At 59.9% G+C, this 14,238-nt stretch carries 10 protein-coding genes and 1 tRNA gene; all 11 read right to left on the bottom strand.

Features of this window, described 5'->3' with window-relative positions; genetic code table 11:
- Window positions 1-17 precede the first annotated feature (17 nt).
- The 11 genes from OU26_RS03005 to OU26_RS02955 all read right to left on the bottom strand — a co-directional run bounded on the left by OU26_RS03005 (window position 18) and on the right by OU26_RS02955 (window position 14,063).
- Entirely contained in the window at window positions 18-1,472 is a 1,455-nt protein-coding gene (locus OU26_RS03005) for an L-serine ammonia-lyase (protein WP_026645794.1), read from the bottom strand.
- A 29-nt stretch (window positions 1,473-1,501) separates the two neighbouring features.
- Window positions 1,502-2,077 (bottom strand): hypothetical protein, encoded by a 576-nt coding sequence (locus OU26_RS03000; RefSeq protein ID WP_026645793.1) that lies wholly within the window; start codon window positions 2,075-2,077, stop codon window positions 1,502-1,504.
- A 115-nt stretch (window positions 2,078-2,192) separates the two neighbouring features.
- Window positions 2,193-2,272 (bottom strand) — tRNA-Leu (locus OU26_RS02995).
- 42 nt (window positions 2,273-2,314) lie between these two features.
- Window positions 2,315-3,310 (bottom strand): Ppx/GppA phosphatase family protein, encoded by a 996-nt coding sequence (locus OU26_RS02990; RefSeq protein WP_026645792.1) that lies wholly within the window; start codon window positions 3,308-3,310, stop codon window positions 2,315-2,317.
- 16 nt (window positions 3,311-3,326) lie between these two features.
- Window positions 3,327-3,893 carry a DUF501 domain-containing protein gene (locus tag OU26_RS02985; RefSeq protein ID WP_026645791.1) on the bottom strand — a complete coding sequence of 189 codons (567 nt, stop codon included), beginning with the start codon at window positions 3,891-3,893 and terminating at the stop codon, window positions 3,327-3,329.
- A gap of 8 nt (window positions 3,894-3,901) precedes the next feature.
- Window positions 3,902-4,447, bottom strand: coding sequence for an FtsB family cell division protein (locus OU26_RS02980; RefSeq protein ID WP_026645790.1), 546 nt, complete (start codon window positions 4,445-4,447; stop codon window positions 3,902-3,904).
- 82 nt (window positions 4,448-4,529) lie between these two features.
- Window positions 4,530-5,828, bottom strand: a complete 1,299-nt coding sequence (gene eno, locus OU26_RS02975; RefSeq protein ID WP_026645789.1) for a phosphopyruvate hydratase — start codon at window positions 5,826-5,828, stop codon at window positions 4,530-4,532.
- Between the two features lie 123 nt (window positions 5,829-5,951).
- On the bottom strand, window positions 5,952-9,512 hold the full coding sequence (gene mfd / locus OU26_RS02970; protein WP_026645788.1) for a transcription-repair coupling factor: 3,561 nt from the start codon (window positions 9,510-9,512) through the stop codon (window positions 5,952-5,954).
- A complete protein-coding gene (gene pth, locus OU26_RS02965; protein ID WP_026645787.1) occupies window positions 9,502-10,101 on the bottom strand; it encodes an aminoacyl-tRNA hydrolase in 600 nt (199 codons plus the stop codon). Before pth ends, mfd begins: the two co-directional genes overlap by 11 nt.
- Window positions 10,102-10,209: 108 nt before the next feature.
- On the bottom strand, window positions 10,210-10,722 hold the full coding sequence (locus OU26_RS02960; RefSeq protein WP_026645786.1) for a GNAT family N-acetyltransferase: 513 nt from the start codon (window positions 10,720-10,722) through the stop codon (window positions 10,210-10,212).
- Between the two features lie 95 nt (window positions 10,723-10,817).
- Entirely contained in the window at window positions 10,818-14,063 is a 3,246-nt protein-coding gene (locus tag OU26_RS02955; RefSeq protein WP_026645785.1) for a UPF0182 family membrane protein, read from the bottom strand.
- Between the last annotated feature and the right edge of the window lie 175 nt (window positions 14,064-14,238).

Genomic DNA, 14,238 nt, shown 5'->3' with positions numbered 1-14,238 from the left:
ATTAGCACCACCCACCGCTAGCATTCAACAACGTTGACAGCAAGGCCTCCCTTTGACGTCTCCTTGTACTTGGCCATCATGTCCCCGCCGGTGTCCTTCATGGTTTTGATGGCCTGATCCAGGCTCACGATATGCGTGCCGTCGCCCAGCATGGCCATGCGCACCGCATTGATGGCGGTGTTGGCGGCCATGGCGTTGCGTTCGATGCATGGGATCTGCACCAGGCCACCGACCGGATCGCAGGTCAGGCCAAGATTGTGTTCGATGCCAATCTCCGCGGCATTCTCCACCTGATGCGGAGTGCCGCCCATCACCGCGCACAGTCCCGCAGCCGCCATGGAACAGGCTGTGCCGACCTCGCCTTGGCATCCGACCTCCGCGCCGGAGATCGACGCGTTGCGTTTGAACAGATATCCGACCGCCCCCGCCGTCAGCAGGAATTTCACCACGCCATCCTCACTCGCATGATCCACGAAATGCCAGTAGTAGTGGAGGACCGCGGGAATGACTCCCGCGGCGCCATTGGTCGGTGCTGTGACGATGCGTCCGCCGGCCGCGTTTTCCTCGGATACCGCCAGAGCGAACAGGTCGACCCATGCGGCATCCGACGATTCAAGCACAGCGTCCGCGCGTTTCCTGTCGCTTTTGAGCACATCGCTATTGGATGCGAGCCGGGCGTACATCCTGGGCGCTCTACGTGGCACGTCCAAACCGCCGGGAAGGACCTTCCTGCTCGAGCAGCAACCGTGCCGCACGCAACGGCGCATCACACGCCAGACGTTGTCCAGTTCGCTGCGCACCTGCACGGCCGAGCGCATGGACGTCTCATTCGCCCACACCACATCGGCGATGCTCATATGATGTTCATCGCACAGCGAAATCAGCTCATCGCATGTGGAGAACGGATAGGGAGCATCCGTTTCGGTCAGGGAATCGTCATCCCGGTCGACGAACGCGGTCCCCTCGAGCGTTTTCTCATGAATGCCGATCATCGGATCATCGGCGGATCCCCGCCTTACGAAACCGCCTCCGACCGAATACCAGACCTGCTCGTCGACGAGATTGTTCTGCCGATCGAATGCCTGGAACCGCATTCCATTGGGATGAGCCGCCATACGGTGCCACACGTCCATCACCACATCGCGGTCATAATCGAAACCGATGCGATGGGTTCCGGCGAGCATCAATTCGCCATTCTTCTCGCATTCGTCGCGGATGACGCTCATATGCTCGGTATCGACGGTTTTCGGGACATTACCTTCCATCCCCGCCAGCACGGCACGGTCGGTGCCATGTCCCAGACCCGTCAGGGCGAGCGAACCGTACAACACCGTCCTCACACGACCGACCCGGTCCAGCACGCCATTGCGTTTGAGGGAATCCGCGAAACCGCTTGCCGCGACCATCGGTCCGACGGTATGCGACGAACTCGGGCCGACGCCGATGGTGAACATCTCCAAAATGCTGAACATATTCCCCTTCCCCGAAAGGCCACACCCGGCTATGCGGCGTAGAGCACACTGAACATGCGGATCATGATGAGCAGTCCCAGGACGGCGACGATGACTTCCGCTACAAGCATGGCGATTGCCATCCCCTTGCGATTGCCAAGTTTGACATCAAACAGTTTCGAGAAGAAGAAGGCGATGAAGCCCAACGCGGCTCCGTTGAGCGTGATCGCACCGATCTGCCCATTGGAAAGCACGTTCTCCCCCACTTTGGTGAGCACCGAGTTGATGGTGGCAGTGAACACCAGAAGACTCCATACGCCGTAGCCGATCAGTCCGGTCACCGCATAGCCGAACGGGCGGAACTTCTCCTTGAGTTTGAAGGTGAAGGATTCGGCGCACCACAGAATGGCGAATCCCACGACGAAGCTGAACGCCACAGCCAAGAACACCGCTTCTAACGCCCATGGAACGAGCGCCAGCGAATGATCCATCAATGTGAAGTACAGCGGCGAGCACGCTATCTCGCCGACGGCGAGCACTCCTGCGACGATGATCGCCTGCGCGAGCATCAGAGGAATTTCAGTATCTGGCTGTTCAATCACGGGTCTGGTGTCGTTCGAAGTCATGCGCTATCCGTTCCAGTTCGTATAAATTGTCGATGCCCGACAGTGTACCCACGGATTGTTTCGGGAACGCTATGCCGGACGTATAATCCGTGCACGAGAACGTCAATCGCGAAAGTGCCTCCAGCGGGACTCGAACCCGCAATCCGAAGAGGTCGATTTTAAGTCGACTGCGTATACCAATTTCGCCATGGAGGCTTCGCGCCAGCCGAAAGGCCGACGCCAAGCTATTATGCCACGTCAGCGCGCGGCAAGCAATCTTCTGCCATAATCCAGCACGATGCCATCCAGCAAGCCGTGTTCGCTGGCCATGAAGGAATCGATGCGTTGCCCGTGATCCGCGTATGCGGCTTCGGACACCTTGGCGAGCACGCGGTTCCACACCAGCGCGCCGCCACCCACCACGTCAACGCGTCCGGGGTGGATGGTCTTATAGGTCAAACGCTCCTCGCGGGGCATGCGCAGGAAACGGTCGTCAACGGCGTAGGCGTCCTTCAAAGTGCAACGCGCGCCGTCCACGGCGGTATGGTCGTATTCCGTCAGACCCATGGCCAATGCGGTCATGGTCGTGACTGTTCCGGACACGCCGATGATGGTTCTGGCCTTGCCTGCGGGCACCGTTCCGAATGCCTCGTCGATATGTGCGTCGATGTCGTCTACGGCTTCGGCGATCTGCGCTTCCGTCGGCGGATCGTTTTTCAGATGACGTTCGGTCATACGCACCGATCCGATGTTCATGGAGAACGCCGCCTCGACCTGTGTGCTCGGGTAGGTGACGCCGTCGCCGCCAAGAACCAGTTCCGTGGAGCCTCCGCCCAGATCGACCACCAGATACGGCGCTTCGACTTCACGATGGACGATGCTGGTGGCGCCCAGAAAACTCAGGTCGGCTTCCTCGGTGCCCGGGATGACTTCGGGACGCACACCCAGGATCTTCTCGATGCCGTTCTCGAACTCCTCACGGTTCTCCGCGTCTCGGGTGGCTGATGTGGCCACGAAACGGATGCCGTCCACCGGATGCTCGGCGAGTACGTCGGCGAACTCACGGGCCGCCCCATAGGCACGCTCCAACGCCTCGTCGGCGAAACGGCGCGTTTTGTCCACATCCTGGCCGAGCCGAACCACACGAAGGATGCGAGGAACTATGTCCTCCACACCGTTCTCATCCACCCGGGACACCTTCAGACGAATCGAATTCGTGCCGCAATCGATACCGGCGACGGTTACAGACTTCACCATTGTTTCCAACCTCTCACTCTTCATTGTCCACGGCGCAACGGCATACCGCCGGGTCGAATTCATGCTTGATGGCGGTCAAAGCCATGTCTCCGATCGGATTGGCGCCCTCGCCCATCACCAGCGTCTGCGCCAGCAGCGCATGAAGGCACTTGACACGCACCGGCATGCCGCCCGCGCTGGTGCCTTCGATGTGGGCCTCGCTGTCCTTCATGGCCGATGCTATCTCATGGCGGAACGCCAGATAGAGCTCGTGCGCACGTTCGTATCCGGAACGCAGGTCCGCATCCTCAGCAAGCCTGTCGTTGTATTCCTTCATTCTGCCTTCGGCCTCGATATGGGAGATCGCCTTCACCGCCTCGGGACTGGTCAGATAGCATGTCGTTGGGAACGGAACACCTCCCGGAAGCAATGGTCGGGTGACCACGGCCAGAGGACGGCCGCATACGCAACGCGCTCCTATGGCGACCATGCCTCGTGGATAACGACCGAGTTGACGTTCCACCACTGCGATGTCCTGCTCGGTGGCTGGCTGGGCGAGCACCTTGGCCGCCAGCGCCTTGGCCTGTTCGATAATCGTCATATCCTGTGTCACTGTTGTTGGTCTCCTGACTGCCGCCCGGTGTCGGCCTGTTGCTGGTCGTTTTGACCGTTTTGCTGGTCCTTCTTTCCGGTATCTTGCGTGGTTTTCGCCGTCTTACCGGTTTTCACCGGATCCGACTGGTCCGCCTGTTTGAAGGAATACTCAAGTTCCTTGTACCATGGCAGAACCGTCTTCGTCGATTCCTCGTACGACGTTCCCTTGTCCGATTCCTCTTTGCCGGTCACCGCCTCGGGATGTTCGACGCGAATCGCCTGTTCGCCAGGAAAGACAAAGCCCAGACGATCCCTTGCCTGCGCGGTGACATACGCCTTGTCATTCCATCTGGCGATGTCGTTCTCCAATTCACGCTTCTGGGCGACCAATGCAGCCTCCTGCTTTTTCAGGCCGTTCAATTCAGCCAGATTCAACGCATAGGTATGGAACGTCGATGCCAGTTGTATGGTGCCCAACGCCACAATGAACAGCGACACGAAGAACGCTACCGGACCGGCGCCGCCCTTTTTCGATGATTGCTTTCGTGCCTTTGAACTCATAGCAACGAAAATACCCGCCGCATTCGACTTGGAACACGACGGGCATTCTTACGTCAGCGCATGCGCGATGCGCTGCCTACGCTCACTTGGCGATGTACTTCTTGCAGGCCTTGAAAGCGCTGTAGCCGGCGTACTGAGCGGTGGAGCCGAGCTCCTCCTCGATCTCGAGCAGGCGGTTGTACTTGGCAATGCGCTCGCCACGAGCCGGAGCACCGGTCTTGATCTGGCGAGTGTTCTTAGCAACGGCCAGGTCGGAGATGGTGGTGTCCGGGGTCTCGCCGGAACGGTGGGAGACCATGGAGGTGTAGCCATTGGCGGTGGCCAGTTCGATGGCGTCCAGGGTCTCGGTGACGGTGCCGATCTGGTTCAGCTTGACCAGCAGGGAGTTGGCGGCGCCCATGTCGATGGCCTTCTGCAGGCGCTTCGGGTTGGTGACCAGGAGGTCGTCGCCGACGAACTGCAGACGATCACCGAGCTTGGCGGTGATGTCGGCCCAGTCCTGCCAGCCTTCTTCCTGGAACGGATCCTCGATGGAGACGATCGGGTACTCGTTGATCAAGTTCTCGTAGAAGTCGAGCATGTAGCCAGCCTCACGGTCGTCACCCTCGAAGTGATACTTGCCGGTCTCCTTGTTGTAGAACTCGGAGGAGGCGACATCCAGGGAGATGCCGATCTGCTTGCCCGGCTCGTAGCCGGCAGCGGAGATGGCGTCCATGATGTAGTTCAGGGAGTCCTTGTTGGACTTCATCTTCGGAGCGAAGCCGCCCTCGTCGCCCAGACCGGTGGCCAGGCCTTCCTTCTTCAGGACGTTCTTCAGGGTGTGGTAGACCTCGACGCCGGCCTGCAGAGCCTCGCTGTAGGTGTTGAAGCCATACGGGGAGATCATGTACTCCTGGATATCGGTGGCGAAGTCAGCGTGAGCGCCACCATTCATGATGTTCATGTTCGGAACCGGCAGGATGTGGCCGTTGGTGCCGCCGATGTAACGGTACAGCGGCTGGTCCGCGGATTCGGCGGAAGCGTACAGAGCGGCCAGGGACACGCCGAGGATGGCGTTGGCGCCCAGACGACCCTTGTTCGGAGTGCCGTCGAGCTCGATCATGGTCTCATCGAGAGCGCGCTGGTCGGAAGCGTCCATGCCGATGACCTTCGGAGCAATCTCCTCGTTCACGGCCTTGACGGCGTTGAGAACGCCCTTGCCCTGATAGACGGACTTGTCGCCATCGCGACGCTCCCAAGCTTCGGCCTCGCCGGTGGAAGCACCGGACGGAACGAGGCCCAGGCCCTGAGCACCGTCATCGGTGTCCAGAACGACCTCAACGGTCGGGTTGCCGCGGGAATCGAGAATCTGACGCGCGTAAACGCTTTCAATTACTGCCACAACTACTCCTTATAAACGTTAGGTTGTGATGACATTGCCAAGAATAGTGCGATTTATGGACGTATGCCAAACTCCACCGACATGTTTTATGGGAACGCTCACATCCTTATCGGGACGGCAGCATCATCGGCGCGGCGTCGGTTTCCAATCCAAATCGTCGAGCAACTGGCTGGTCCAGCCAACCACTTCGTCCGAACTCATCGGCTTGGATCCGAGCGAGCCCGCGAACGGAGTTGGCACGATGTACGTCTTGGTCAAAGGCCGATACTGGATGCCCTTGTAGATCCTCGCCATACGCATCTGCACGGATTCGCGCGGCTCGAATTTCGACACGCGCACGTTGCGTCCCTGCGCGATGATTTCGGAGATACCGAGTTTCCTCGTTTTGAAACGCAGCCTCGCCACGTCGAACAACGCCTCGAAATCGACCGGCGGCTTGCCGTAACGGTCGGTGAGCTCGTCGCGCAATTCGTCGAGATCCTCTTCGGTGCGGGCTGAAGCGAGTTTCTGATAGGCTTCCAATCGCAATTTGTCCGAATCGATGTAATCGACGGGGATGGATGCCTCCACCGGCAGGTCGATGGTGACCGCGACCGGTTCCTTGCGCTCCGGCTCCTTATACTGTTCGACGGCCTCGGAGACCATGCGCACATACAGGTCGAAACCGACGCCCTCGATGTGGCCGCTCTGCTCATCGCCCAGCAGATTGCCAGTGCCGCGCAGCTCGAGATCTTTCATTGCCACGTCGAAGCCCGATCCAAGCGCGGTGTTCTGCGCGATGGTGGCAAGCCTGTCATGCGACTGCTGGGTCATGGGCCTGGTCGGATCGTACAGGAAATACGCGTACGCGCGCTCCCGTCCTCGTCCGACACGTCCGCGCAACTGGTGCAGCTGGCTCAGGCCGAACCGGTCGGCGTGATCGACGATCAACGTGTTCGCATTGGATATATCAAGACCGGTCTCGATGATGGTGGTGCAGACCAGCACGTCGATGTCACGATGCCAGAAGTCGCGGATCACGCCATCGAGCTGCTTCTCCCCCATCTTGCCGTGAGCGATGCCGACATGCGATTCGGGCACCAGCTCATGGATCTTCGCGGCGACGGAGGAGATGTCATGAACCCGGTTGTGCACGTAGAACACCTGACCGCCGCGCAGCAGCTCGCGTCGGATGGCCGCGGTGACCTGCGCGTCCTCATAGGCTCCCACATAGGTGAGCACCGGCAAACGGTCCTCCGGCGGAGTGGCCAACGTGGACATCTCGCGGATGCCGGTGACGGCCATCTCCAACGTGCGCGGAATAGGCGTAGCCGACAGGCTCAGCACGTCCACATTGGTCCGTAGCGCCTTGAGCGTCTCTTTATGCTCGACGCCGAAACGCTGCTCCTCGTCGATGATGACGAGCCCCAGATCCTTGAACTTGATTTTCGGATTGAGCAGCTTATGCGTGCCGATGACCACATCCACGGAACCGTCCTCGAGACCTTTGATGGTGTCGTTGATCTCCTTGGTGGTCTGGAAACGGCTCATGGCCGCCACATTCACCGGGAAGCCCTCATAGCGTTCGGTGAAGGTCTCGAAATGCTGCTGCACCAGCAAAGTGGTCGGCACCAGCACGGCCACCTGCTTGGAATCCTGCACCGCCTTGAACGCGGCGCGCACCGCGATCTCGGTTTTGCCGAAGCCCACATCGCCGCAGATCAGCCGATCCATCGGAACGGGCTTCTCCATATCCGACTTAACCTCATCGATGGTGGTGAGCTGATCGGCAGTCTCCTGATACGGGAAGGCGTCCTCCAGCTCCTTCTGCCACGGCGTGTCCTTGCTGAAGGCGTAACCCTTCGTACGTTGACGCGCAGAATAAAGCTTGACCAGGTCCTCGGCAATCTCATGCACATGCTTGCGCGCCTTGGCCTTGGTGGCGGCCCAGTCGGAACCGCCCAATTTGTTGAGTTTCGGCGTCTCTGCACCGATGTATTTGCTGACCTGGTCGAGCTGGTCGGTGGGAATGAACAGTTTGTCGGCCGGCGCGCCACGTTTGCTGGGCGCGTATTCGATGACCAGATATTCGCGGGTGGTCCTGTTCTCGCCCTTGCCGATGGTGCGTTGGCGCATCTCCACGAAACGGCCAATGCCATGCTGCTCATGCACGACGTAATCGCCGGGTTTGAGCTCCATCAGATCGATGGCCTTGCGGCGGCGCTTGGGAGTCTTCGCCTGCCCCGCGGCGGACGTGCGACCCGTGATGTCACGTTCGGTGAGCAACGCGATTTTCGCGGCGTTGTCCACGAAACCGTCGACGGCACGCGATCGGACGCAATCGAAATTCGCTATGCCTGTTTCGTTGATGGCTCGCTTCAAACGTGTCAACGTGCCTTGCGCAGCAGCCGTGACGGTCACCGCGTAACCGGCGTCGAGCAGACCTTCAATGCCTGTCGCCGCCTTGGTCTCGTCGCCACGGTATTCATCCGGCTTGGTCGCGTCAAGCTGAATATGCCCCTCCCGCGTGGAATCCACACCGAAGCTGGTGAGCTTCCACACATCGTGTCTGGAGAAGACAAGCGAGGAAATCGTCTCCTCGAAATCGTAGAAGTTCGCTTGATCGAAGGTGATCGGAGCGCCGGCACCATGTCCGGAAGCTGCGACATGCCAGCTGGCGGCAAGGAATTCATTGGCCGTTTTGGCCAGATCGTCGGCTGCACGACGAAGCTTTTCCGGATCGGACAGCATGATCAGCGCACTCTTGGGGAGCATGCCCTGCACTGGTTCCATGTCGTCCACCAAGGCAGGCAGCAACGATTCCATGCCTTCGACGGGGATGGCGTTGGCTATGGATTCAAGCATGTCCTCGGCATTGGGGATGGAACCGATAAGCGATTTCGCACGTTGACGGATCTGTTCCGTCAACTGCAATTCCCGGCAGGGAGTGGCCCATACGGTGGGGATGGCTTCGCCGTAGGTGCGCTGATCGGACGCATGGAATTCCCTGATGGTGTCGATTTCGTCACCGAAGTACTCGATACGCACCGGATGAGGCAGCGTGGGTGGAAACATGTCGATGATGCCGCCACGGACGGCGAATTCGCCACGATCCATCACGAGGTCGACGCGGGTGTATGCGTTCTCGACCAATTTGTGGGAAGCCTCATCGAGCGGCAGCTCCTCGCCTTGGGAGAACACCAGTGGTTCGACGTCGCCAAGTCCCGCAACCACCGGCTGGATCAGGGAACGTACCGGCATGACCAGGATGCGGATGGGACCGAATAACGTGCTGCCCTCTTCGGGATGCTTCAGCCTACGGAAAACCGCCATGCGGCTCGCCACGGTATCCGCACGTGGGGAGAGACGCTCGTGGGGAAGGGTCTCCCACGCTTCGAGTTGAGCCACATCGTTGGGATTGCCGCCATACCAAGAGCGGATGGATTCCACGGTTTCCTCGGCTTCGCGACTGGAAGCCACGACAAGCACGACAGGCCGGTTTCCGGCCGCCCCCGCGGCGAGCGCCGGGCGCAGTCCTTCCGGCACGCCGACGGTGATGCTCGGATCGATATCGGATTCCGGCTCGTCGATCTCGCCTGAAATCAGCGCGCGGAAATCGTCATCGGTTTCCAGCACATCGAGGATGCCGGCAAGTGATCCCACGGTCGGCGGCTGGGTTGGCCGTCCCGTCTGCTCAGCGGCCATTGAAACGTTCCTGTGCCTTGGCGAGGCCGTCGAAGATGATGGTCTCGGCCGCGTCGGCGCCGTCAGCCAAGAATTCGGGAAGCTGCTTGCGCTGGTCCGGCCCGAAACCACCCAACACCCAGTTCACGGTGTTGTCGTGCGCGTGCGCGCCACGCTGCGCGTGTCCCACGCCCATTCTCACGCGCGCGTATTTCGGCGTGCCCAACGAACGGTCGATGGATTTGATGCCATTGTGCCCGCCTGCCGAACCGCCGGCCTTGACTTTGATACGGCCGAAATCGAGATCCATGTCGTCGTGGATCACGACGATATGGTCCGGTTCGATATGGTAGTACGCGCTGATGGAGGCGACGGCGCTGCCGGATTCGTTCATGTAGGTGAGCGGTTTGACCAGGAAGAACTTGATATTGCGTCCGGACAGGCTCATCACGCCCTTGCCGAGCATGGCAAGACCCTTATGGTCGGAAAAGTTGACCGACCAACGTTCCGCCAGCACGTCGGCGGCCATGAAACCCATGTTGTGACGGGTGCCTTCATACTTGGAGCCCGGATTGCCCAATCCTGCTATCAGCCAGAAATCAGATGCCATCGAAATCGTCCATTCCTCTGTTCGTGTTCTATGCGTTTTTATTCCGCATTCTCGCACGGCGCTCAATGCCTTCGTCTTGATAACCGCGAAAATTTTACTGACAGGTGCTTACAGGTCGAGATACCAGTAGCTCATATCCCGCATGGTGCCGGTGGAATCCGTAGCCGCCTGGGGCATGAGTCCGAATTGCGTGAAGCCGAAGCGCCTCATCAACGCGATGGATCCCTTGTTGTCGGCAAAGATGATGCCACAGGCCTTGCGCATGTGCCGGTTTCGGCATTCGTCGAGCAGTCCGGACAGCGTGAAGACGCCAGCTCCCCTGCCTTGCCATTCAGGCGCGATGTAGTAGGCGAGGTCGGTGACACCATCGTATCCGGCGCGGTCGTAGAACACGGAGAGAGCGGAGAACCCGATGACCTCTTCGCCACCATCCGGCTTCGGCGTGGTGGTGACGAACACCGCGTACGGATCATGGTGCGATTCGACCCATGCCTTGCGCTGTTCGAAGGTGCGTGGCGTGATGTCCGCGGACGAGCCTCCGCGGATGACGGCGGCGTTGTAGATGTCGGTGATCGCTTGGATGTCGGTCTGTGTCGCAATGCGGAAAGAGTATTCGGCCATGTGCTCCAGCATACGCGTCCGCGAACGACAAGGGCCGGCTTCCCTGTTGCCCGGGGAAGCCGGCCCTGTCTAGCCGTTATATGTCGAACGGAGGATCACTGTTCGAGTTCGATGGCCTTGTCCAATGCCTCCTGAAGCTTCTTCTGTGCTTCGCCATAGGCGGACCAGTCGCCCTTTCTCATGGCCGCGTCGGAATCCTTCATGGCTTGTGAGGCGTCGTTGAGCGCGTTCTTCAGGTCAGTGCTCATAGTGGAGGACGAATTGCCGTCATCACCGGCCGTATCGTCACCCGTAGAGGAAGAGTCGTTCGATTTGCCGTCGGCCGTCTTGCCGCCGGAGGAATCGTTCTTCCCGTCGCCCGACTTACTGTCGGAATCCCCAGCGTTCTCGGCATCGCCGGCCGATGCTCCGGAATCACCTCCGAACACTTGGTCCAGTGCCTCATCCAAGGTGTCGGCGAAACCGACCTGGTCGCCGAAGGCCACCAGCACCTTCTTAAGTAGCGGGAAGCTGGTGGAACCGGACGATTTGACGTAGACCGGCTGCACGTAAACCAGACCACCACCGAGAGGCAGGGTGAGCAGATTACCGCGTTGCACGTTGGTGGAACCGGATTCGAGCAGGTTGAGCTCCTTGGACACGTCGGCGGACGCGTTGAAGTTATTCTGCGCCTGGCCCGGCCCCGGCACGTTGGAATCCTTCGGCAGCTCCTGCAATCGTATGGTGCCGTAGTTCGAGCCGATCTTTCCCTTGTCGTGCCCGGCGTCGGAATCGACCGACAGGAATCCGGTCAGGATCTCCCTGGTGGACGTGCCGGCGGGGATGTACGACGACGTCAGCGAGAACACGGGTTCGCTTGAGCCTCCGGTCTGCAATGTCAGGTAGTACGGCGGCTGCAGGATGTCACGCTGCTGGGCCTGCTGCGATTCGGTCGGGTCGACCGGCGTCTGCCAGAAATCCTCGCCGGAGAAGAACTGGTTAGCGCTGGAAACGTGATATTTGGCCAGCAGCTCACGCTGCACCTTGAACAGGCTTTCCGGATATCGCATGTGGCTCATCAGGTCACCGGAGATCTCCGACAGCTGGTGGTACTGGTCGGGGAAGATCTTCTCCCAGGCTTTGATGACCGGATCGGACTGGTCCCATACGTACAGGTCGACGGAGCCGTCGTATGCGTCCACGGTGGCCTTCACGGAATTTCGGATGTAGTTGGCGTTCTTCGAGCTCAGGCTGCTTACCGTAGCGGAGGATTCCGTCGTGGAGTCCTTGGTGGCCTCGCCCAGATCGGTCATCTGCGAATACGGATAAGCGTCCGACGTGGTGTAGCCGTCGACGATCCACTTGACGCGACCGTCCACCACCGCTGGATACACGCGTCCGTCAAGCGTCAGATACGGCGCCACCTTGGCCACGCGCTCCTTCGGGGAACGATCGTACAGGATCTGCGAATCGGCGTTCACTCGATTGGAGAACAAGATCTGATCGGAACCGAAGCGGATGGCATACAACAGGCGCGAGAAGATGTTGCCAATCTTCGGACCGCCGTCGCCATCGAAGGTGTTGGTGGCTCCCTCCGAACCGGTCGGGTAATCAAACTCCCATGATTTGGTGCCTTCCGGAGCGCCGACGATTGAATACTCCGTGGCGTTCGGGGAGAAGTAGATGCGCGGCTCGTACTTCTCGCTGTCCGTAAGCTTGCCTTGGGTGGGGATGCCGGCTTCGAAGAACTTCGGCTGGCCGTCGGCTGTCACTTTGTTGCCGTAAGCCGCGACCACTCCGTAGCCATGCGTGTACACGGTATGGTCATTGACCCAGTTGCGGTTGTCGAGACCGTCCAGATCAAGTTCGCGGGCGGCAATCACCGTATCCTGGCTGACGCCGTCGATGTCGTACTTGTCGACCGCGACTGTGTCGGCGAACGTGTAGTACTGCTTCGACTGCTGCAACTGCTTGAACGTCGGGGAAACGATCTGCGGGTCGAGCAGACGGATCTGCGCGGTCGATTCGGCGGAATCGGCCAACGCGCCTTCCTCGCCTTCGGTGGTGGCCTTGTACTGTTCGGTCTTAATCTTGTCCAGACCATACGCCGCGCGGGTGGCATCGATATTGCGCTGGATGTAGGGGGATTCCATCTCCTGCGCGTTCGGATTGACACGGAAACGTTGGAGTAGAACAGGCCAGGCCACGGTAAGTACCAAGCTCACCACGATGGCGGAGGCAATGGCCACGGTCGGTACCTTCCACGCCTTGAACGCCTCGGAGGCGCGGGCCGCGATAGGTGCGGAGCCCTCCAACGCATGCGACTTCATGATCCACACGCCCAGCACGACGCCAAGCAGCGCGGTGATGGCGGCCATGATGAACGTGACAGGGATGGTGGCGTTCACTGTGGTGTAGGTGGCACCGGTGATGCGGCTGCCCTGTTCGGTCAGATGGGAGAACACTCCCAGTACTTGGTTGGCCGCCCACGCGAACATGTTGAGCATCAGCCAGATGCCGATCTGGCGACGGGCGCGCTTCGTGATATGGAACAGGCCGCGGCCGTGTACCGGCATGGTGAAACGAATGCCGCCCATAAGCACGTGGGTGACGACGGAGAAGATAATGCCCGCAAGCAGCAGCAGCGAAACCGCCGACATGATGAGCCTCAGACCAGGAAGCACGAACACATAGAAACCGTTGTCGATGCCGAACTGCGGATCCTTGGTGCCAAAACTCTGCGCGTTGAACATGAGCAGGATCTCGGACCAGTTGGCATTGAACTGGGAGCCGAACACCAGTCCGACGATCAGGGAAATGACCACGGCGATGCGACGGGCGCGCTTGGAGCTCACACTTTTGCCGATTTCGATGGTGTCGCCGTTCACACGAATGGTGGAGCCGTCGGCGGCATCAGGACGGGCGCGGATCGCCAGCGTGGCGGAAACATATCCGACCGCCGCAAGCAGCACCGCGTAGGCCAGCCACAGACCGACCCTGGTGCCGAGCTGCGTCCAGATGACACTCTGGAAGCCGAGCTGGCCGTACCACATGACATCGGTGATGAATTGCGCAAGCGCGAAGAACAGTCCAATGACGATGGCGAGCGTCAGCACCACGCCGATGAGGATTCTGCTGCCGTTCGACGGCTTCCGCGGCCGATCCGGTCTGCTGGTGATGCGGGGACCCGAAGGTTTTTTCGGGGGAACATTCGCCGATCGGCGAGGATCGTCCCCGCCGTCCGTCTCGACGTTCAGAATGATCGGATCGTCGTTGTCGCGCCTACGGGAGCGCTGTCCGCCGGCACGATCCGAGCCGTCCTCGGGATCGAACATGGAGCCAAACATATCAAAGAAAGACATGCTAACAGCCTAGCGACAGGCGGGGAACGCCGTTATGCCGGCAGCCGAACGAATCCATCCGTAGGCTGAATCCTTCATTCTCCGGATTTTCCAAGCAGAGACGCGGACAGGATGGCCGGCACCGTACCGGCACCCTCGACGACCGCATATGGACGACCTCATATGTGATAATGGC

The sequence above is a fragment of the Bifidobacterium ruminantium DSM 6489 genome (assembly GCF_000770925.1).
GTDB classification, from domain to species: Bacteria; Actinomycetota; Actinomycetes; order Actinomycetales; family Bifidobacteriaceae; genus Bifidobacterium; species Bifidobacterium ruminantium.
This window is presented reverse-complemented; position numbering and strand designations above follow the sequence as displayed.

Excerpts from the sequence above, each read along its gene's own strand:
- OU26_RS03005 (WP_026645794.1), bottom strand. The coding sequence starts at position 1,472 with ATGTTCAGCATTTTGGAGATGTTCACCATCGGCGTCGGCCCGAGTTCG.
- OU26_RS03000 (WP_026645793.1), bottom strand. The coding sequence starts at position 2,077 with ATGACTTCGAACGACACCAGACCCGTGATTGAACAGCCAGATACTGAA.
- OU26_RS02985 (WP_026645791.1), bottom strand. The coding sequence starts at position 3,893 with ATGACGATTATCGAACAGGCCAAGGCGCTGGCGGCCAAGGTGCTCGCC.
- OU26_RS02980 (WP_026645790.1), bottom strand. The coding sequence starts at position 4,447 with ATGAGTTCAAAGGCACGAAAGCAATCATCGAAAAAGGGCGGCGCCGGT.
- mfd (WP_026645788.1), bottom strand. The coding sequence starts at position 9,512 with ATGGCCGCTGAGCAGACGGGACGGCCAACCCAGCCGCCGACCGTGGGA.
- pth (WP_026645787.1), bottom strand. The coding sequence starts at position 10,101 with ATGGCATCTGATTTCTGGCTGATAGCAGGATTGGGCAATCCGGGCTCC.
- OU26_RS02960 (WP_026645786.1), bottom strand. The coding sequence starts at position 10,722 with ATGGCCGAATACTCTTTCCGCATTGCGACACAGACCGACATCCAAGCG.
- OU26_RS02955 (WP_026645785.1), bottom strand. The coding sequence starts at position 14,063 with ATGTCTTTCTTTGATATGTTTGGCTCCATGTTCGATCCCGAGGACGGC.